The 20,602-nt window shown below is 38.1% G+C and carries 23 protein-coding genes; 17 read left to right on the top strand and 6 right to left on the bottom strand.

Going from position 1 to position 20,602, the window contains the following annotated elements; all coding sequences use genetic code 11:
* The first annotated feature begins 105 nt into the window (after positions 1–105).
* The 7 genes from IX38_RS03075 (at position 106) to IX38_RS03105 (ending at position 6,291) form a co-directional block, all read left to right on the top strand.
* Complete coding sequence (locus IX38_RS03075) at positions 106–858, top strand: HU domain-containing protein (RefSeq protein ID WP_034701405.1); 753 nt, start codon at positions 106–108, stop codon at positions 856–858.
* Complete coding sequence (locus IX38_RS03080; protein ID WP_034701407.1) at positions 846–1,397, top strand: acyl-CoA thioesterase; 552 nt, start codon at positions 846–848, stop codon at positions 1,395–1,397. The genes IX38_RS03075 and IX38_RS03080 overlap by 13 nt, the downstream gene beginning before the upstream one ends.
* A 108-nt stretch (positions 1,398–1,505) precedes the next feature.
* The gene (locus IX38_RS22275; protein WP_228377900.1) at positions 1,506–1,676 is read left to right on the top strand and encodes a GxxExxY protein; all 171 of its coding nucleotides are present in this window, start codon (positions 1,506–1,508) and stop codon (positions 1,674–1,676) included.
* Positions 1,677–1,704: 28 nt separating this feature from the next.
* Positions 1,705–2,634, top strand: coding sequence for a 2-hydroxyacid dehydrogenase (locus IX38_RS03090; RefSeq protein WP_034701409.1), 930 nt, complete (start codon positions 1,705–1,707; stop codon positions 2,632–2,634).
* A 151-nt stretch (positions 2,635–2,785) separates the two neighbouring features.
* Positions 2,786–4,048, top strand: coding sequence for a serine hydrolase domain-containing protein (locus IX38_RS03095; RefSeq protein ID WP_034701411.1), 1,263 nt, complete (start codon positions 2,786–2,788; stop codon positions 4,046–4,048).
* Between the two features lie 23 nt (positions 4,049–4,071).
* A complete protein-coding gene (locus IX38_RS03100; protein WP_034701413.1) occupies positions 4,072–5,829 on the top strand; it encodes an Ig-like domain-containing protein in 1,758 nt (585 codons plus the stop codon).
* Positions 5,830–5,832: 3 nt separating this feature from the next.
* Positions 5,833–6,291: a heme-binding domain-containing protein gene (locus IX38_RS03105; RefSeq protein WP_034701415.1), complete on the top strand. Its 459-nt coding sequence runs from the start codon at positions 5,833–5,835 to the stop codon at positions 6,289–6,291.
* Between the two features lie 66 nt (positions 6,292–6,357).
* On the opposite strand, the gene IX38_RS03110 is transcribed toward IX38_RS03105, so the two are convergent.
* The 5 genes from IX38_RS03110 to IX38_RS03130 form a co-directional block, all read right to left on the bottom strand.
* Positions 6,358–6,876 carry an NUDIX hydrolase gene (locus tag IX38_RS03110; RefSeq protein WP_034701418.1) on the bottom strand — a complete coding sequence of 173 codons (519 nt, stop codon included), beginning with the start codon at positions 6,874–6,876 and terminating at the stop codon, positions 6,358–6,360.
* Positions 6,873–7,787 carry a site-specific tyrosine recombinase XerD gene (gene xerD, locus IX38_RS03115; RefSeq protein ID WP_034701421.1) on the bottom strand — a complete coding sequence of 305 codons (915 nt, stop codon included), beginning with the start codon at positions 7,785–7,787 and terminating at the stop codon, positions 6,873–6,875. The genes IX38_RS03110 and xerD overlap by 4 nt, the downstream gene beginning before the upstream one ends.
* Before the next feature lie 6 nt (positions 7,788–7,793).
* Complete coding sequence (locus IX38_RS03120; protein WP_034701424.1) at positions 7,794–8,216, bottom strand: deoxycytidylate deaminase; 423 nt, start codon at positions 8,214–8,216, stop codon at positions 7,794–7,796.
* 51 nt (positions 8,217–8,267) lie between these two features.
* On the bottom strand, positions 8,268–9,035 hold the full coding sequence (locus IX38_RS03125; protein ID WP_034701426.1) for an enoyl-CoA hydratase/isomerase family protein: 768 nt from the start codon (positions 9,033–9,035) through the stop codon (positions 8,268–8,270).
* Between the two features lie 104 nt (positions 9,036–9,139).
* Positions 9,140–10,627: a catalase gene (locus IX38_RS03130; RefSeq protein ID WP_034701427.1), complete on the bottom strand. Its 1,488-nt coding sequence runs from the start codon at positions 10,625–10,627 to the stop codon at positions 9,140–9,142.
* Positions 10,628–10,758: 131 nt separating this feature from the next.
* Here IX38_RS03130 and IX38_RS03135 point away from each other — a divergent pair, with 131 nt between their 5' ends.
* From IX38_RS03135 to IX38_RS03175, 10 genes are all read left to right on the top strand, one after another.
* Positions 10,759–11,709, top strand: a complete 951-nt coding sequence (locus IX38_RS03135; RefSeq protein ID WP_034701428.1) for a LysR substrate-binding domain-containing protein — start codon at positions 10,759–10,761, stop codon at positions 11,707–11,709.
* A 233-nt stretch (positions 11,710–11,942) separates the two neighbouring features.
* Positions 11,943–13,223 carry a methionine adenosyltransferase gene (metK, locus tag IX38_RS03140; RefSeq protein ID WP_034701429.1) on the top strand — a complete coding sequence of 427 codons (1,281 nt, stop codon included), beginning with the start codon at positions 11,943–11,945 and terminating at the stop codon, positions 13,221–13,223.
* Between the two features lie 82 nt (positions 13,224–13,305).
* Positions 13,306–13,797 (top strand): hypothetical protein, encoded by a 492-nt coding sequence (locus IX38_RS03145; RefSeq protein ID WP_034701432.1) that lies wholly within the window; start codon positions 13,306–13,308, stop codon positions 13,795–13,797.
* Positions 13,798–13,994: 197 nt separating this feature from the next.
* A complete protein-coding gene (locus tag IX38_RS03150; protein WP_034701433.1) occupies positions 13,995–14,585 on the top strand; it encodes an RNA polymerase sigma factor in 591 nt (196 codons plus the stop codon).
* 47 nt (positions 14,586–14,632) lie between these two features.
* Positions 14,633–14,767 (top strand): hypothetical protein, encoded by a 135-nt coding sequence (locus IX38_RS23325; RefSeq protein ID WP_262483431.1) that lies wholly within the window; start codon positions 14,633–14,635, stop codon positions 14,765–14,767.
* Positions 14,768–14,787: 20 nt separating this feature from the next.
* Positions 14,788–15,483 (top strand): YjjG family noncanonical pyrimidine nucleotidase, encoded by a 696-nt coding sequence (locus tag IX38_RS03155; protein ID WP_034701435.1) that lies wholly within the window; start codon positions 14,788–14,790, stop codon positions 15,481–15,483.
* A gap of 393 nt (positions 15,484–15,876) precedes the next feature.
* Positions 15,877–16,326, top strand: coding sequence for a PepSY-like domain-containing protein (locus IX38_RS03160; RefSeq protein WP_034701438.1), 450 nt, complete (start codon positions 15,877–15,879; stop codon positions 16,324–16,326).
* A gap of 195 nt (positions 16,327–16,521) precedes the next feature.
* On the top strand, positions 16,522–17,193 hold the full coding sequence (locus tag IX38_RS03165; protein ID WP_034701439.1) for a response regulator transcription factor: 672 nt from the start codon (positions 16,522–16,524) through the stop codon (positions 17,191–17,193).
* On the top strand, positions 17,194–18,477 hold the full coding sequence (locus IX38_RS03170; protein WP_034701441.1) for a sensor histidine kinase: 1,284 nt from the start codon (positions 17,194–17,196) through the stop codon (positions 18,475–18,477).
* Between the two features lie 72 nt (positions 18,478–18,549).
* Positions 18,550–19,419, top strand: coding sequence for a zinc-ribbon domain-containing protein (locus tag IX38_RS03175; protein WP_131368633.1), 870 nt, complete (start codon positions 18,550–18,552; stop codon positions 19,417–19,419).
* Between the two features lie 96 nt (positions 19,420–19,515).
* On the opposite strand, the gene trpS is transcribed toward IX38_RS03175, so the two are convergent.
* A complete protein-coding gene (trpS, locus tag IX38_RS03180) occupies positions 19,516–20,484 on the bottom strand; it encodes a tryptophan--tRNA ligase (protein ID WP_034701446.1) in 969 nt (322 codons plus the stop codon).
* Positions 20,485–20,602 lie beyond the last annotated feature (118 nt).

A 20,602-nucleotide genomic window follows, 5' to 3' on the forward strand; every position in this document is an offset into this window, starting at 1 on the left:
CCATTTTTTTATATATATTTATCAGAGAGACTGTTTCGGCAGTCTTTCTTTATATCCGATAAATCTCTTCAGAAAGTCACGAAAAAATTATAAATTTGCTGCCAAATGAATATTTCAGCTTACATTTTAGAATATCTGAAACAATTTGGAACTGTGACGGTTCCGGGCTTCGGTGTATTTTCGCTTAAAAACTCCAAAGCAATTATTAATTCCGAGAACGGAAGTATCCTTCCGCCTGCAAGCGAAATTGCTTTTGCTGTGGATTATGAAATACAGTCTGATGAACTGGCAGCTTTTATTGCCGGAGAAAAACAGATGTCTTTAGACGCTTCCAAAAGTGATTTGAAGATACAGACTGATTTTTGGAAGAAAAAGCTTCAGGCCGATCAGTTCCTGGAAATTCAGAATCTCGGTGCCATCCATATTGAAGACGATAAGACCCATTTTAAAGGGCAAAGGATAGAATCGGGACACCCGGATTTCTATGGACTCGAAGAGATCAGGCTTTCAGATATCAATAATGGAGAAAAGATCAGTGTTTCAGAAAACAGAGAAAAAGACTATCAGTTCAAAAAATCTATTCTTTGGATCTTCCTGCTTGCTGTTCCTGTTTTGGGAATTCTGTATCTGGCATTTACCCAGCAGGAGCTCCTTTTTGGAAAAAAATCTTTCGACAAAGTTTCCGTACAGACCTCTACACACAGAATTGTAAAAGACACCATAAAAGTTATGATGCACACTCCGGAAGCAGCTGTTTCAGATTCCCTGAAAAAAGATTCATTATCAAAACCTGCCGGCAAGGATGTCAAACCAGCCCCGGCAGCTCAAAACAACACTAAGACTCAATGGCAAAAGTAAAAAAAGCGTCAGAATCTCTGACTATCATGACCAATATTGTTCTTCCGAATGAAACCAACTCTTTAAGAAACCTTTTCGGGGGTGAGCTTCTGGCAAAAATGGACCGTTGTGCTTCCATTTCTGCAGCCAGGCACTGCGAAAGAAGAGTTGTAACAGCGTCTGTAAACCACGTTTCTTTCAACCATCCTATCCCTGAAGGCGGGGTAGTGGTTCTGGAATCCAAGGTTTCAAGAGCTTTCTCTACTTCAATGGAGGTTTATGTGGATGTTTGGCTGGACGATCCTATCAATCAGAAAAAAATTCATACCAATGAAGGAATTTATACTTTCGTTGCAGTAGATGAATTCAACCGTCCTATTCCTATCCCGGATATGATCCCGGAAACAGAATTGGAAAAACAGAGACATGCTGCTGCTTTCAGAAGAAAAGAGCTGTCACTGATCCTTTCCGGAAGAATGAAGCCTCTGGAATCTGTAGAGCTTAAAAAACTATTCCAGGAACCTGAAGAAACAAAAGAATCAAAGAAAGATAAGAAATAACGAATGATTCTTGCTAAGCGTTAGCGCCTTTGCAAAACGATAAACACAAATAACACAAATGTCTGCACAAATCTTCACAAATGATTGGTACAGGGAAAATGAAAAAAAATGACAGCATCAGGTATTTCAGAAAATGATATATCAAAAGTGGTTTATGAAGCAGGATATCTTGTTCATAAAACTTTAGGTCCCGGACTTCTGGAAAGTGCTTATGAAGAATGTATGTTCTATGAACTGAGTAAGCATCAACTATTGGTAGAGAAGCAAAAACCAATGTAGTGTTTAAATCATTAGTGTTTAAAAAAAAATGAAAATTCTCCTTTTAGATAAAAACCATCCTCTTATCACAGAACAGCTTTTAGCTAAAAACTTTGTGCTGGAAGAGGATTTTACATCTTCCTATGATGAGGTTTGCCATAAAATTGAAAACTATGACGGCGTTATCATCAGAAGCAGAATTCCTCTGGATAAAAACTTTCTGGAAAAAGGAATAAACCTGAAATTCATTGCAAGAGTAGGAGCCGGAATGGAGAATATTGACATTCCTGTTGCTGAAAAACTGGGCATTCAACTCATTAATTCTCCGGAAGGCAACAGAGATTCGGTAGCAGAACACGTTGTGGGAATGCTGTTAATTCTTATGAACCGTCTTTTCATTGCTTCCCAAGAAGTCAAAAAAGGAATCTGGCTTCGGGAAGAAAACAGGGGTGATGAGCTTCTCGGAAAAACCGTAGGGCTTATAGGATATGGCAATATGGGGAAAGCTACAGCTAAAAGGTTTTCAGGATTTGGCTGTAAAGTTATTTTTCATGATATCCTTCCCGGACTTTCCGATGAATACGCCACGCAGGTGAGTTTAGACGAATTAAAGCAGACTGCGGATATCCTGAGTCTACACATTCCGCTGACTTCTGAAACCCATTATCTTGTCAATGAAAAGTTTATTTCAGAAATGAAAAAAGACTTCTATTTCGTCAATACGGCAAGAGGAAAAAATATAGAAACTAAATATTTAGTTGAGGCTTTGAAATCAGGAAAAGTAAAAGGCGCCTGTCTTGACGTCCTTGAATATGAAAAGGCATCATTTGAAAAACTGGAAACAGAAAACGAGGACCTTAAATACCTTCTTGAATCCGAAAAGGTAATTGTAACCCCGCACATAGCCGGATGGACACATCAGAGCAAAGAGAAGCTTGCACAGGTAATCGTAGATAAAATAACAGCTTCCTGCTGCTAGGGAAATATACCGCAAAAAGACAAAAGTATTTATTGCTTTTACTTTTTTCCTTTCGCAAATTTCATTTTTTATGTTAAATAATTCATAATGTACGCTCCGGATTGAGAATTTATTTTGAGTTTTATTAAATTGCTCCTCATTTTTGATACTCATGACGACGCGTAATTTTTTACTTATTGTAGCTGTTTTTTTATCCCTTATTTCCTGTAAAAAAAATTCTGATTCCAAACAGGCTTCAGATGATAGTACGACCAACCTTCCGAACTATGGCAATGTAGATCTGGGGACTGTTTTTACCAAAGAAGACAGTCAGCTTGGAGATAAAGAGATACTCACAGGATATATTGACCAGTATTATAAAAAAATCTGGGAAGGAGGAGATCTGAGCGGGGGAATTCTCGTAGCAAAAGGAAATGAAATCCTGTTCGAAAACTACAGAGGTTTCGGCAGAGAAGGAAACCAGATGCCGATCGATAAAAATACACCGCTGCATGTAGCTTCCGTTTCAAAGACGCTGACGGCGATGGCCATGTTGAAATTGGTGGAAGCAGGAAAAATTAAACTTACCGACCATCTTACCCAGTATTTTCCGGGATTTCCTTATCCTAACGTAACCGTACAGACTTTGCTGGACCAGAGGAGCGGTCTTCCGAAATACGAATATTTTATTGCCAAAATACAGCCGGCTCCGGCAGAACTTTCAAAATCTTTCATTACCAATCAGGATGTTCTGAATATGATCATCAAATATAAACCCGATCTGGCAAGAGATACGGATACCGGTTTTATGTATTGCAATACCAACTTTGCCATGCTGGCTTTACTGATCGAGAAGATTACAAAAACCCCGTTTCCGCAGGCTATGAATGAAATGGTGTTTAAACCTTTGAAAATGGAGCATACCTATATTTTCCAAGAGAAAGATATTCCTACCGCCGCACAGTCCTTTTATTATGGAGGAAACAGGCTGTATCCTCTGGACAGGCTTGATCTTATTTATGGTGACAAAAATGTATACACCACACCACGAGACCTTTATAACTTCTCCAAAGCCTTGTTTTCAAAAGATTTTTTAAAGCCTGATCTGATGCAGATGGTTTTCACGCCATACAGTAACGAAAAAGCAGGAATGAATAATTACGGCCTTGGTTTCAGGATGAAGATCTTCGACAATGGGGAGAAGCTTACCTATCACAATGGCTGGTGGCACGGGACCAATTCCGTATTTGCCCATCTGCTGAAGTCGAAAGTGACCATTGTAGCGATTGGAAACAGATATTCAAATAAAGTGTATACAGCGCTTGCCTTATCAGGATTGTTTGAGGATTTTCCGGCTCAGAAAGATAAACTGCACAGCGTAATGAATGACAATAAAGATACTTTGAATGCCGGACATGAAGTTTTTGGAGAATAATGTTTAATTTTGCTTAAACATATATGAAAAGACTTCTTCTATTATTCGTTATCTGTTTTCTTGTACATTCATGTGCAAGAGTAGGCTCTCCTGTAGGAGGTCCGAAAGATACCCTGGCTCCAAAGTTTTTAAGCTCAAATATTGACACCACAAGAGTTAATGTAAAAAGAGACATCCACGAGCTCAGGCTGGATTTTGACGAATATATTACCCTAAAGGATATTAATAAAAACCTGATCATTTCCCCGCCTATTAAAAATATAAAGCGGATTCTTCCTTCCAATATCGCCAACAAGTTCGTGATGATCCAGTGGGAAGATACCCTTCAGGCCAATACTACCTACAACTTCAATTTTGGGAATTCAATTGCTGATAACAATGAGTCCAATATTCTTCGTTATTTCAATTTTGCATTTTCTACAGGAGATAAGCTGGATGATCTTTACATCAGTGGTGAAATATCGGATGCGGTAGCCATTAAAAAGAAAGAAGGAGAAAACAAGCTTGTTGTAGGGCTTTATCAGGTGAAAGATACCATCAATTATAAGCAGAAACCCTATTACATCACAAAAGTGGATGAAGATGGATATTATGAGCTGAATTATCTTACCCCTGGAAAATATAAAATCATCGCCTTTGAGGATGAAAACGCCAATTCTGTCTATGATCCCGGAAAAGAGAAAATTGGATTTCAAAAAGATCCTGTAGACGTTGAAAAGTCTGTTTCAGGATTGAATTTAAAAATATATCCTTCCAAAAAGCCTTTGAAGTATCTTGAAATGAAAGAAAGCCCGGGCGGAGCTATCATGACATTTGAAGGAAACCCGGAGAATGTGAAAGTAGCTTCAATAAACGAAAAACTTCAGGACATTAAAGTAACCCACCGTCCGAAATCAGATACTGTAAAGATCTGGTTTGATCCCGTGAAAAGTGATGTGGGGCAGACGGTTACCGACAACCTTAAATTCAGCTACGATAACGGAAGTAAGCAGGATACCGTTTCCGTATTCTATAAATATAATAAGAAGAATGCAATGGATCTTGAAAATGATAATGGTGGTCCTTTATTGGCCCCGAATTCTGATTTTAAGATAAGATCCGGCTATATCATTGATAAAATCAGCCCTGAAAAATGGGTTCTGAAAAGTGACAGCTTAACAACCCAGGAATTCACTGCAAAAATTTCCGAAACAGATCCTTACCAGATCCTGATTCACTCAGATTTTGTGAATGGCAAAAAATACCAGCTTACTGTTCCAAAAGAAACAGTATCATCCTATTACGCCAAAAATGTACAGTCAAAGCGTTTTGATTTTGAGGTGGAAAAAGTAGATCAGTTCGGAAGCCTGGCGTTTACAATTCAGAATGCGCCGGAAACCAATTACTGGATCCAGCTTTTGGATGCTTCGGATAACGTCATTTATTCAATGTATACCAAAGGGAACAATGTGAAATTTGATATTCTGAAGCCCAATGAATATATTGTAAGGATGCTGGTGGACAACAATGGCAATAAATTCTGGGACGAAGCCGATTTTGAAAAAGAAACCTTTGCCGAAGATTCCTATATCTTCTACAAAAAAGCTATTGTCCGGCCGTTATGGGAAACCAAGGAAGACTGGGACCTGAAAGACACCAGAACACTGAGTAATCCTAAAGGAAATATACCCAAACCTGTAGATCTTCCTGCGGAAGAAATTCCAAAAGAAGCCGTGCAGAAGGAAATGAACAAGGAAGTAAGGTCAGACTCCGGGAATGCTGTACTGACACCAGTGAAATAAGGTATGAAAACGGTAAAAAAAATATTGTTTTGGGCGTTGGTGGTTTTTGCCCTCATCCAGTTTATTCCAGTTGATAAAGTAAACCAGCCCGTTAATCCGGCAGTTAACTTCGTTGATGCGAAAAAGACCCCTGAAAAGATTGGAAACCTGATAAAAGGGGCCTGTTACGACTGCCATTCCAATGAGACTGTATACCCAAAATATGCCCAAATCGCACCTGTTTCCTGGTCTATTAAAAGCCATGTTAATGAAGGCAGGGAACATCTCAATTTTTCTGTCTGGGGCAATTATAACAAGGAGCTGAAAGAAAGCATGCTCAGCAAATCTATCCAGACCGTTCAAAGCAAAGCAATGCCTATGCCTGGCTACATTGTTTATCACAAAAAAGCCAACCTCACAGATGCAGAAAGAGCATTACTGGTTCATTATTTTGAAGAAATGCTGAAATCAAAATCTTACTGATTCCGGATAAAATAACTCCCGCAGATTATAAACCTGCGGGAGTAAATTTTTATAATATAGCCTTAGCTACTGGTTATTCTTCAGATATTCCTTAAAGAACCTCTGTTGAGATTCAAAAGCAAGATCCTCAAGATCCAGTGTATGCAAAGGAATCCAGATGGCCTCTGATATTTCAGAAAGCTCAAGATTCACTTCAAATTTTTCCTGAACATCATATTCATAAAAGAGATCAATTGTATTATAATCAATTTCTTTGTACTGATAGATGTTGGGAAGACTGGCCAGATACCTTAGCTTTGAAATATCCACATCAAGCTGAAGCTCTTCAAAAAGCTCTCTTTTACACGTTTCCTCGGCACTTTCCTTCGGATCTACGAAACCTCCGGCCAGATCGAGTTTTCCCTTTTTAGGATCACGGTTTCTTCTGGTAAGATAGATTTCATCGCCACACCGGATAACAACGGCTACTGCGGCGGCAATGTTATTGTAGAGATTGAATCCGCATTCAGGACAGCTCCATTTTTTTTCGCCGTCCCAATGCAGGGTTTCTTTGCCGCAGCTTGGGCAGTATTTCAATAGTTTCATTGAGCAATATTAATATTTCTCGGGTGATAATTCAAAATGACATCCCGGAGTTCCTCTGTCTTCAGATGAGTATAGATCTCTGTGGTGGTAATGCTGGAATGTCCAAGCATTTCCTGGATATAACGGAGGTCTGCTCCATTCTGTAAAAGGTGTGTTGCAAAAGAATGTCTGAAAGTATGGGGAGATATTTTTTTGCTTACTCCCGCTTTATCTGTAAGTTCTTTAATGATCAGAAATACGATCACTCTGGACATAGAGGTCCCGCGGCTGTTAAGAAACAGTGTATCCTCATACTTCTTATTAACCTTGCTTTTAGAACGCACTCCTTTAATATACGTTTCCAGAAGTTCAGCAGTATAATCAGCTAAAGGAACGAAGCGTATTTTGTTACCCTTTCCGTTTACCTTAATATACTGTTCTTTGAAGTTGATGTTCGAAATTTTAAGTTCAATAAGTTCCGAGACGCGTAAACCGCATCCGTAAAGGACTTCAATGATGCAATGGTTTCTTTTTCCAAGGTCAGAATTTCCCTCGATAGCAGCGATGATCTTGTTGATGTCAGGCAGGCTTAAGGTGTCAGGCAGGTACAATCCCAATTTGGGCCCCTCAAGCAATGAAGCAGGATTATCTTCTCTGAACTCGTCCTCAAGTAGAAACTTGAAGAAAGCTTTTATAGAAGAGATCCATCTTGCCTGAGATCTTTCACTGAATTTTTGTTTGGAAAGATTGAAGATATACTCCTGTAAGTTTTCGTAACCGATAGAGTCCGGACCGATGTTTTCCAGATCCACTTCGGCATAGTCTTTTAATTTCTTGATGTCTCTGATATAGGCATCAAGAGTGTTTTCTGAAAAATTTCTTTCGAAGCGAAGAAATATTTCAAAATCTTTGATTTTTTCATTCCAGGTCATTTGTGCTTATTTTTTTAGTTCATAGTCAGAAATTTTTTCTATTTCAATATTATGGTTTCTCAGGAACGTTATCCCGTCATCGTCTGAATACTCATTGATATACACAAGTCTTGTAATTCCAGCCTGCAGGATCAGCTTACTGCATTCCTTGCATGGCGACAGTGTTAAATATAACGTTGCCCCTTTTGCAGACTGAGAAGAAGCTGCCAGCTTTAATATCGCATTGGCTTCCGCATGAAGTACATACCAGTGTGTTTTCCCCTCTTCATCTTCACAGCAGTTTTCAAACCCCGAAGGAGTTCCGTTGTAACCATCTGAAATAATCATCCTATCTTTTACGATAAGAGCCCCTACCTGTTTTCTCTTACAGTAGGATAAATTTGCCCACTCTTGGGCCATTTTTAGATAAGCTTTATCAAACTTATTCATACAGCAGCATTAGTTTTTTTTCGAAATAATTTATAATTTGGAGTAAAAATCTTAGAAGTTAGGCTTTCTTTTTTCTAAAAAAGCGGCCACCCCTTCTTTCTTGTCATTCATTTCAAAAAGTTCCCCGAAATACTTGATTTCAGATTCAAAACCTTTCTCCGTATCAGACAAATTTACGGCTTGTATTGCCTTTGATATAGCCATTGGTGAGTTATTGGCTATAGTGTTTGCCAGTTCTTTTGTTTTGGTTAATAATTCTTCAATAGGGTATACTTCATTAACCAGTCCGATTTCCTTTGCTTTCAGGGCTGGAATCATTTTGGCTGAGAAGATCATTTCATTGGCGATGCCTTTTCCTACAAGCTTAGGAAGCCTTTGAGTTCCCCCGTAACCCGGAATTAATCCCAGCGTCACTTCCGGAAGCCCCAGTCTGGCATTCTCTGATGCATATCTGATGTGGCACGCCATGGCAAGCTCTAAACCTCCTCCCAATGCGAAGCCGTTAACGGCTGCAATAACGGGTTTAGATGTATTTTCAATTTTGTTGAACAGGGTGTTATGTCCGTTTCTGGCCAGCTCTTCGGCTTTTTCCTGTCCAAAATCACTGAATTCTTTTATATCAGCTCCCGCTACGAATGATTTTTCGCCACTTCCTGTAATGATAATTACCCTACAGGATTCATCGGCGTTAAGTTCATCCATCGCTGAGCTTATTTCCTGAATCGTCTTTGCATTTAAAGCGTTTAAGCTTTGAGGTCTGTTTATAGTAACAACAGCTAATTTGTTTTCCTTTTCTAATAATATATTTTCGTAACTCATTTTTCCACTATAAAATATTATTTTTTGCAAATTATGAATTTTTTACAAAAAAAAGGAAAAAATATTAGTTTTTTTTCCTTTTAATTAACGAATCCTTCAAAATACTATTTTGAGTGATTCATCATATTTGCATCAATATTGATATTAAGCTGGGAAGCCACTTTCATGCCAAGTTCAATATTAGTCCTGAAAAAGTGACATAACTGACGGTTGATAATCTCATCTCTTTTCGGCCCGGTAATTCCTCTCATGCTTCCTACTATATTGCTGATTAGATGCTCCCTGTCTTCGGCAGTCATGGATTTGGTATACAGCAACCCCGGCTGGGTATAATGATCATCATCATTTTCGTTCCTGTTGTAATTGGCAACGTGCGCACTGTCCAGCTCATATTCGTAATTTTTATACGCAGGATCCGGTTTGGTTTCATCAAAGCTGTTAGGATAATAATTAGGTTTGTCCTGATATTCGCTTGAATCTGCCATAAAACCGTCTCTCTGATAGTTATTGACTGCGAAAGGGCACCGGTTTACCTCCAGCTGATGAGCGTTGACTCCAACCCTGTATCTGTGAGCGTCAGGATAGGAGAAGAGTCTTCCCTGAAGCATTTTGTCCGGAGAAAAACTTATCCCGTTAACAAGGCTGCTTGGAGAAAATGTAGATTGCTCTACATGGGCAAAATAATTAGCCGGAACTTCATTCAGCTCCATTTCGCCAACTTCGATCATAGGGAAATCATCGTGAAACCACACTTTGGTCACATCAAAGGGATTCCATCTGAAGTCTTTGGCCTGTTCTTCCGTCATCACCTGGATATACATGGTCCATTTCGGAAAGTCTCCGTTTTCAATGGCATTGCAGAGGTCTTCCTGTGCAAAATCCGGGTTTTCTCCGGCCATCTTCACCGCTTCTCCATCGGTGAAGTTTTTGATTCCCTGTTTTGTTTTGAAATGGAATTTTACCCATACTCTTTCATTCTGATCATTGATCATCGCGAAAGTATGAGATCCGAATCCGTGCATGTGTCTGTACCCGTAAGGTGTTCCCCTGTCAGACATTAAAATAAGGACCTGGTGAAGTGATTCAGGATTATGGCTCCAGAAATCCCACATCATCGTGGCGCTTTTTAAATTGGTTTTCGGGACTCTTTTCTGGGTATGGATAAAGTCCGGGAATTTTTTGGCATCCTTAATGAAAAATACAGGTGTATTGTTTCCTACAAGATCCCAGTTTCCGTCTTCCGTATAAAATTTTAAAGCAAAACCTCTAGGGTCCCTTGCCGTATCTGCACTGCCTTTTTCTCCGCCTACAGTAGAAAACCGGGCAAACATTCTGCATGAGTTTCCGACTTTTGAAAATAATTTGGCTTTTGTATACTGGCTGATGTCGTGTGTTACGGTAAATGTTCCGTAAGCCCCGCTTCCTTTGGCATGAACAATTCTCTCAGGGATTCTTTCCCTGACAAAGTGTGCAAGGTTTTCCTGAAGAACAAAATCCTGCAGGAGAACAGGACCTCTCGGCCCTACAGTTTGTGAGTCCTGATGTTCAAAATAAGGTGCGCCATTGCTTAGCGTTAATTTTTTAGAATCCATATAGTTATGATTTGTATGGTTGATTTCGCTTGTGAACGTCTTATGCAGACGTATGAAATATCAAATTTACTTGAATTTTTGATTACAAATAGCAAAAACATTTTATCTTTGTAATAGATAATATTAATCAGATGAATATTCAGCAATTGGAATATCTTATCGCTGTAGATAAGTACAAACATTTTGGTAAGGCGGCTCAGGCATGCTTTATTACGCAGCCTACGTTAAGTGCGATGATACAAAAATTTGAGGATGAACTGGATGTGAAGGTATTCGACAGAACAACTCACCCTATCCGTACTACGGATGTAGGTCTCCAAATCATTGATCAGGCGAAGGTAATTATAGAATCTGTCAATGAGCTGAAAAATAAAGCCAATCTTCTGAACAATATTTTGGGAGGAACAATCAACTTAGGAATCATTCCTACCGTTTCTTCTTTCATTCTGCCTACAGAAATCTTTAAGTTTTTGGAAGAAAATCCGAAAATACAGATGAATGTAAAGGAAATGACCACAGATAACATCATTAAGGCTTTAAAAGCCGGAGAGCTGGATGCAGGAATCATTTCTACACCATACGATACTGCCGATGAATTTTATCAGGACTTCCTTTTCAATGAAGAGCTGATGATTTACAGTTCCAATACGGAGGCCAATAAGAAAAATTCTTACATCATTCCTGAAGAGCTGAATGTGGAAAAAGTATGGCTTCTGGAGGAAGGAAACTGTTTGAGAAACCAGTTTGAGAATATCTGCCACTTAAAAGAAAATACTTTGAAGCCTAAGAATTTAGATTTCCTGGCATCCAATATTCAGACTTTGGTTCATATGGTGGATAAAGTAGGAGGGATCAGTATTCTGCCGGAATTGGCATTGAGCCAGCTTTCAGATGAGCAGAAAGAAAATGTCTTCAGATTCAAAAAGCCTTTCCCTTACAGAGAAATCAGCATTATTTATTATAAGCCTACTTTTAAGCAGAAAATCATTGATGAATTGTCACTGTTTATCAAAAATTCTCTGGAGCTTAAGCTTAACTATCACATCAATCCGAAGGAATTTGTAAGCATCAAACCGCAATGAACTAAGAAGGCCGCGAAGTGATATAAATCATTAATTTTAAGAAATTTATAATTAATAAACAAAATCCTTTAGTATTAAAAAAATAGTACTTAAATTTGCGGACGTTTATAAACGAGGAAAAATTTGACCTGATTGCAACCTCTCTAAAAATATGCTAAAACAGTATTCTTTTCTAGGCAATTTATTCTTATTTTTCTTCAAATATTTTTTAATCTAAAAAAACATAGAAGAATATGTCTTATCTATTTACATCTGAATCAGTTTCAGAAGGACATCCGGATAAAATTGCCGATCAGATCTCCGATGCATTAATCGACCACTTTTTAGCATACGATAAAAACTCCAAGGTTGCATGTGAAACCCTTGTAACGACAGGACAGGTGGTACTGGCCGGAGAAGTGAAGTCCGATGCGTATCTTGATGTTCAGACTATTGCTAGAGATGTTATTAACGGAATAGGATACACTAAAGGAGAATATATGTTCAATGGAGATTCGTGTGGAGTGATTTCAGCGATCCACGAACAGTCTCCGGATATCAATCAGGGAGTTGACAGAGCAGTAATCGACGAGTCTTTTGAAGCTAAAGCCAATGCACAGGGTGCCGGTGATCAGGGGATGATGTTCGGTTATGCAACCAACGAAACGGCTAATTATATGCCTCTTGCCCTGGATCTTGCCCACACTATTCTTAAAGAACTTTCTGTATTGAGAAGAGAAGGAAGCGAAATCGCTTATCTGCGTCCCGACGCAAAAAGCCAGGTAACGATTGAGTATTCTGACGACCATAAGCCGGTAAGAATTGATTCTATCGTGGTTTCTACACAGCATGATGACTTCGGAACAGAAGAAGAAATGCTGAACAAGATCCGTGAAGATATCAAAAGTATCCTCGTTCCAAGAGTGGTAGCTCAGCAGACTGAGGAAATCAAAGCGTTATTCAACGATCAGATCAAATATCACATCAACCCTACAGGGAAGTTTGTAATCGGAGGTCCTCACGGAGACACAGGTCTTACGGGAAGAAAGATCATTGTAGATACATACGGAGGAAAAGGAGCTCACGGTGGTGGTGCTTTCTCTGGAAAAGACCCTTCAAAAGTAGACAGAAGTGCTGCTTACGCTACAAGACACATTGCTAAAAACTTAGTGGCTGCAGGTGTGGCTGATGAGATTCTGGTGCAGGTTTCTTATGCGATAGGTGTTGCTGAGCCTTGTGGTTTATACATCAATACTTACGGAACTGCAAAAGTAGATCTTCACGATGGAGATATTGCTAAAAAAGTTTCTTCTATCTTTGATTTAAGACCTTACGCTATTGAGCAAAACCTGAAATTAAGAAATCCTATATACCAGGAAACGGCTTCTTACGGGCATATGGGGAAAGAGCATTATACCGCTGACAAAACATTCAATAAAGGGCAGAAAAATGAATTGACCCTTACAGGTCTTGAATTCTTTACCTGGGAAAAACTTGACAAAGTAGAGGAAATTAAAGCCGCTTTTGGTATTTAATTTTTTTCAGAAATAATAAACAGGCTGCTTTATCTTCAGATAAGGCAGTTTTTTTTAATTTTACACCTTAAATAATTTAGAGATGATGAATTTCAGATCAGCAGCTGCCGTACTTTTTATATTTTTCCTGAGCATAATGGCAAAGGCGCAGTATACCATGCACAAAATGGTCAGCGTGGGATATACCTACCAGAATCAAAGCTTTGGGGAATTGGGAGGCAAGCTGCTCTTTCTTAAGAATGATGATGTGATATACCGGCTGGGTGGATCTGCTCTGATGGGTTCCGCAGGTTCTAAATTTGCAATCATGCCGAAACTGCAGGCAGATGTGCTTCTTAATTTTGATAAAAATGTAGATTTCTACCACTCCTATTATCTTTTGATAGGTGCGGAAGGAACCAATAAGTATGTTGCCCCGAAAATAGGCGTTACTCTTTTCGGGATTTTAGACCTTACGGGAGGATATGCTTTCCCGATAGGAGATGCCCGTTTGAACGGAAAAGAGATGAAAGGTCTGAATGTTAATTTAACACTAAATGTTCCCACTGTCTTTATTCATGATATGTTTAAGTGATTTTTTTTAAATTTTCCCGTAAAAATTTAATAATAGGTTAACAGTTATTAAAAAATTATTATATTTACACCATATAATAATTGTACCGCCTATTGATTTTACTTTACTCTTAAGAACTGTTTTGTATTTACAGCTAGGGCCAGATAAAATATCTGGAGAATTGCTGCTCTGCAAATTTTTTATTATTGAGAAGAATTATGAAATCAAAAACGGACAGCCTACTAATTTCCCTTTACCAGAAAGGAGACGAAGACGCCCTATCAGCCCTTATTCATCGTCATCAGAGAGAACTGTTTACATTCATTTTTTACAAAATTAATGATGAGGATCTGGCTAATGATGTTTTTCAGGATACATTTATGAAAATCATCCTGATGTTGAAAGAAGGACGGTATAACGAAGAAGGTAAATTTATTCTTTGGGCAAAAAGAATCGCACACAACCTTATCATTGACCATTTCAGACTGAAAGCGAAAAACGTTAAAGTTTCGGAAACTACTTTTGAAACAGACGAGTATTCCATTTTTGATCTGATCAAAGAGCCTTCAGAAAATATTGAAGATCAGCTTGTAACACTTCAGATCCAGGAAGATCTGTTGAGAATGCTTCAGTTTCTGCCGCAGAATCAGCAGGAAGTCATTAAATTAAGGTTTTTTGACGGTCTGAGTTTCAAGGAAATTGCAGATCACACCAATATGAGTATCAATACCACGTTGGGTAGAGTGCGCTATGCACTCATCAACCTGAGAAAAATCATGGACGAAAACAACATTGTATTGACACGTTGATAATAATTTGGGAAAATTCACGTTTAAAGGAAAACATACTTTCGCCTATGAATAAAAATGATTCTTTAAAAGTGAAAACTTTGAAACCTAAGAAACAAACAATTGATTTTTTGCTGAATTACTCAAAAAGTCTTGAAGTGGTATATGCCAAAAACAAGAATTTCCCGATCTCTAAAAATTAAAATTATTAATTTTGTGCTGTATGAAAATTCAGCACATTTTTTTTGACCTGGACAATACGCTCTGGGACCACCGTAAGAACGCCTACCTTACCATTAAAGAACTTTTTGAAAAGCAGGAAATCACCTTACATTATAATATTGATTTTGAAAGCTTCCATTCTGTCTATCACGACATCAATGAAAGCCTTTGGGAGAAAATCAGAGACGGCATTATCGGGAAGGAATACCTGAGAAAGCACAGGTTCTATGATACGTTCATGCATTTCGGGGTTGATGATGAAAAGCTTTCACAATATTTTGAGGAACATTTTCTCGACAAGATCCTTAACCATAATGAGCTGGTAGAAGGAGCAGAATACATTCTGGAATACCTTAAATCCAGACATTACACAATACACGTTATTTCCAACGGTTTCAAGGAAGTGACGGAGAGAAAGTGTATACTCTCGGGAATAGATAAATATTTCAATACCATTACCAGTGCTGATTCTGTGGGCGTGAGAAAGCCCAATCCAAAGATCTTTGAATATTCTTTGGGCCTTGCGGGAGCCAATAGGGAAGAAAGTATCCTGATAGGAGACGACTGGATTGCAGATGTTGTAGGCTCTCAAAATTATGGAATTGATGTAATCTTCTTTGATGTTTATAAAGAAAATAAACAGGAAGAAGGTTTAAAAAGCATTACGCATCTTCTGCAGATCAAAGAATATTTATAAAATACAGCTTCCGGCAGCGGAAAACCGGACTTTTTAAACCATTAAGATAATTAAAAGTTTTAAGTTTAATTAAGATAAAATCAAATGACTTTTAAGCGCTGCATCCATATAGCAGTCTTCTTAATTTTCTTAGGCCATTTAAATTTTTAAAATCTCGCAGATTTAGCAGATCAAGCAGATCCCTTTGCATAATTATTATAAATCTGCCCGATTTGCTCAATCTGCGAGAGAAATATTTTCTTTAGTAATTATTTCTGTATCAAAATTTTTATTGAATAGAATTTAAACAGGCTTTTAATGGTTCGATTATTTTCATTTTATTTTTTTTCCTAATTCTTTCCTAAATTGATTCTGAACTTTGCTCCATAATAAAGAACAGAAAAATTTAACATTATGAAAAATTTTAGAAAAATCACAGGAGCATTCGTTTTAATTTTCTTATTGGCAGGCGGATTTATTTTTGCACAGGACAAAGCAATAAACCCAAATCAATTACCTAAAACAGCTAAGAATTTCCTTGTATCCCATTTTAAAGGCATTGCTGTAGGATCGGCTATTGAGGACAGGGAAATCTATGGTGTTGATGAATACCAGGTATATCTGGCCAATGGTATGAAGGTGGAATTCGACAGCAGCGGAAACTGGAAAGAAATAGACGGAAAACACCAGAAGCTGCCTTACGGATTTATTCCGGTATCAATCAGAAATTATGCGGCCAAAAACTTTCCCAATACCTATATCGTTAAAATAGAAAAGAAGAGATGGTCTTATAAAGCCGAACTTTCCAACGGACTGGATCTTGAATTTGACGGAAAGGGAAACTTCAAAAAAATTGATGATTAATTCAAAAATATAGCAAAGGAAGCCGGAGGATGAAAGTTTTTAAGTCACAATATCATTGGAAGGATATTTGGTTCAAAACTGTAAATATGGGAGCAAGAAGTGAATTGTCCGGAAATAACTTAAAGCTTTCATCCCTCGGCTTCCACTCTCAATTCACTCCATAATTTCATATATTTGATAAGCTAATATTGCAGGATGAAGATATTAATCGTAGAAGATGAGCCGGAACTGAAAGACACTGTACAGACTTTTCTGGAAGCGGAACACTTTATTGTAGAGTTTGCACTTACCTACAATGCAGGGCTGGAAAAGATCATTTCGTATGAATATGACTGTATTCTTCTGGATATAATGCTTCCGGACGGAAACGGTCTTGAACTGCTGAGAGAAATCAAGAAGCTTCATAAAAAAGATCCTGTGATCATTTTATCGGCAAAGGATTCCGTGGATGATAAAGTCGCCGGGCTGGAAATAGGAGCGGATGATTATCTGGCCAAGCCTTTCCATCTTGCAGAGCTTATGGCGAGAATACGTTCTGTGATCAGAAGAAAGAATCAGGACGGAGAAAATAAAATCATCTATAAAAACATCAGTATTGATCCGGAAAACAGAACGGTTAAAGTAGGAGATGAAGATCTGATTCTTAACCGTAAGGAATATGATCTCTTATATTATTTCGTTATCCATCCTGAAAAAACACTGCAGAAAACAACTTTAGCCGAAGCGATCTGGGGAGATTATATAGATCAGGCCGACAGCCTGGATTTTATCTACTCACAAATTAAAAATCTCCGTAAAAAACTGAAAACCCTCAATGCAGAAGCCGATTTCCGGGCCGTTTACGGGATAGGTTATAAATTGGTCTGAATGAAAGTTTCGTTAAAATACTACACTATAAAATACATGATCGTGATCCTGCTGCTCATCATTGCAGTCTGGGCCGCTCTCTTTTATGCCTATATTCTGGATGAAGTGTATGATAATGTAGACGATGGGCTGAAAGACAGGAAGATACAGATCATTAAGGCGGTGTATCACGACCCTAAGCTTTTGGACAGTAAAGATTTCGGCTTTAATGAATTCAAGATCAAGCCTGTTTCAGAATCTGAGTACAAAGACAAGAACCGGCTCTATAATAAGATGTTTTATATGGAGTACGATGACAAAGATCAGCCTTACCGCGTGCTTGAGACGGATTTTATAGATCAGTTCGGAAAACGCCGGAGGCTTGAAATACGGACATCTACTGTAGAACAGGATGAACTGGTGTATGACCTTACCACGGCTCTGATTGTACTGTATATTCTGCTTGTAATCAGTATTTTGGCGGTCAACGGGTATATGTTGAATAAGGCGATGCGTCCTTTTTATACCATTTTGGATCAACTTAAAAAATACCAGTTCGGAGCTTCTTTATCACGGGAGCCTCAGAATTATTCCATCAAAGAATTTGAAGAGCTTAACGTAGAAATAGAGGAAATGATAGAGCGTAACGAGCTTGTTTTCCGCCAGCAGAAGCAGTTTATTGAAAATGCATCCCATGAACTTCAGACGCCGCTGGCCATTATGATCAATAAGATTGACCTGGTGATCCAGAATGAGGGCCTCGATAAGAAAAACCTGAATTTTGTTTCAGAATTAAAATCAGATCTCAGAAGAATGGCGGGGCTGAATAAATCGTTACTGATGCTTTCAAAAATAGAGAACAGCCAGTATAATAAAACCACGAAAGTTGATTTTAATGAAATGATTTCTGAACTTGTTAAGAGCTATGAAGACTTCATTGAATTTAAAAAAGTCCGTGTAAGCGTTATTGAAAAAGAATTCTTTGGTGCAGATTTTAATCCTGATCTGGCAGATATTCTGCTTTCCAATCTGCTTAAAAATGCAGTTAAGTATAATAATCAGGAAGGAATTGTCAATATCATCATAGAAGATAACAGGCTGATCTTTCAGAACAGCGGTAACAGTATTCCATTAGATAAGACGCAGATCTTTAACCGTTTTTACAAACAGGGTTCAGACCACAGCTCTACCGGTTTAGGGCTTTCTATCATCAGGACTATAACAAAGCAATATCCCGGATGGAATATTGTCTATGAGTTCCAAAATGGATTGCATTGCTTTATTCTTTCTAAAAATAATCTTTAAATAAAGATCATCAGAACATAAAAAAAATAATTAAATTAATTTTTCTGTAAAATATTGATAAATAAGTTATTTTTGGAAAAACCAAATGTGATGCTATTTCTCTTCGGGACAGGAAAGTCCACTTTAAAAAACCAATATCCGCTGCAAGGCTGTACATGCCCCGCCTGTCATCAGAATGACACAATGGTAGCAGGAACAATAGCCAGATATTTCCATTTCTTTTTTATTCCGGTTTTTCCTACATCAAAGGATAATATTGCGGTGTGTAATCATTGTAAGGGTAGGTTTTCTTATCATCAGTTTACAGATGAAATGGAACATAGTTTTGAATTGCAGCAGAATGCACATCCAAACTCCAGGCCGGTGTGGCACGGCTGTGGCTGTTTTATTATTCTTATTGGCATCGTGTGTTTTATAGGGCTCTTAATTATAGGCTGGTTTAAATCTAAAGATGAACCTGAAAAACCTAAAGACAAAAGAGAGGCCTACCTTAAAGCTGATATGAAAAAGGCGACGGAAAATCCTACGATGGCCACTGACAGTACATCTTTTTATATCAAAAATTATATGGATGATATACTTGAAAACGAGCTGAAAAAGAAAGATATTAAATACTTTTCCAGGATTAATGGGGATAAAATTCTGATAATTGTTGATATTGATGACATTAAAAAAATAAAATCATCGGAAAGATATTATATTATCAATTTTGTACAGGCGGCTCTTGAGGAACATGAAGGCTATGAAAATCTGCAGCAATATATTGGGGTAGATGGAATGTGGAATATGGTTTTGGCAGTATCTCCCCATTATACAGATGTGGATGGTAGCTTTGCGGACGAAAATGTATTGTTCCCGTTTTATGATGCCCCTAAGAATTACAGTGAACCGGTGGAAATAACTGTAAAATCCAGCGAAACTAATCAGAAAGGAAAAAAATAAAAGTGTTTCAGAACACACCCGTGATGAGATAGAAAATGATCAATAACAAAAGCCTTTCAAAACTGAAAGGCTTTCTTATTATTTGAAAAGGAGAAATTAAACTCCTAAGCTTGCTCTGGCTCTTTTAATGGTTTCCGTAGCAATAACTCTCGTTTTTATAGCTCCTTCCTGAAGTTTTGCTTCCAGTTCGTCCAGGTTATTCATATAGTAGGCGAACATTTCTCTTTCTTTCGCAAAACGTGTTAAAATCAGATTGAGCAGCTCCAGTTTAGCATGTCCGTAACCGAAGTTCCCGGCCAGATATTTATCTCTTAATTCCTCTGTCTGTTCAGGAGTAGCAATCAGTTTATAAATCGCAAAAACCTTATCTGTTTCAGGATCTTTCGGTTCTTCCAGAGATTTGGAATCGGTTTCCACGCTCATTACCTGTTTTTTCAGTTCTTTTTCAGGAAGGAAGATGTTGATGATGTTTCCTCTGGATTTTGACATCTTTTGGCCATCCGTTCCCGGAACATATTTTGTGTTTTCCTGAAGCTCAGCCTGAGGCAGTACAAAAACTTCTCCCATCTGGCTATTGAATCTTGATGCTACATCACGGGCAATTTCCAGGTGCTGAAGCTGGTCTTTTCCCACAGGAACGATCTCTGCATTACACAGTAAAATATCCGCAGCCATCAGAATAGGGTAGGTGAACAGTCCGGCGTTAACGTCCTGAAGTCTGTCTGCCTTATCCTTAAAAGAATGGGCAAGGGTTAATCTCTGATAAGGAAAAAAACATGATAAATGCCAAGAAAGTTCACAGGTTTCAGGGATGTCGCTCTGTCTGTAAAAATATGTTTTTTCCGTATCCAGCCCACAAGCAAGCCAAGCCGCAGCAATCTCGTAGGTATTCTGTTTTAAAACCTGCGCATCTTTGATCTGGGTAAGAGAATGGAGATTCGCAATAAATAAAAATGATTCGTTTCCTTCCTGCTTTGAAAGTTCAATAGCAGGAATAATCGCCCCAAGGAGATTTCCAAGATGGGGAGTGCCGGTGGCTTGAATGCCGGTAAGAATTCTTGACATTTGTTTAAATTATTAAGTTTAAAATAAAGAACAAAAATAAGAAAGATTGGGATGGCTGGCAAATCCTTTTTAATGAGGCTTAATTTAAGGTGCTTAGTAACAGTTTTTAAATTATATT

Origin of the sequence: Chryseobacterium luteum, assembly GCF_000737785.1 — a bacterium.
Classification (GTDB): domain Bacteria; phylum Bacteroidota; class Bacteroidia; order Flavobacteriales; family Weeksellaceae; genus Chryseobacterium; species Chryseobacterium luteum.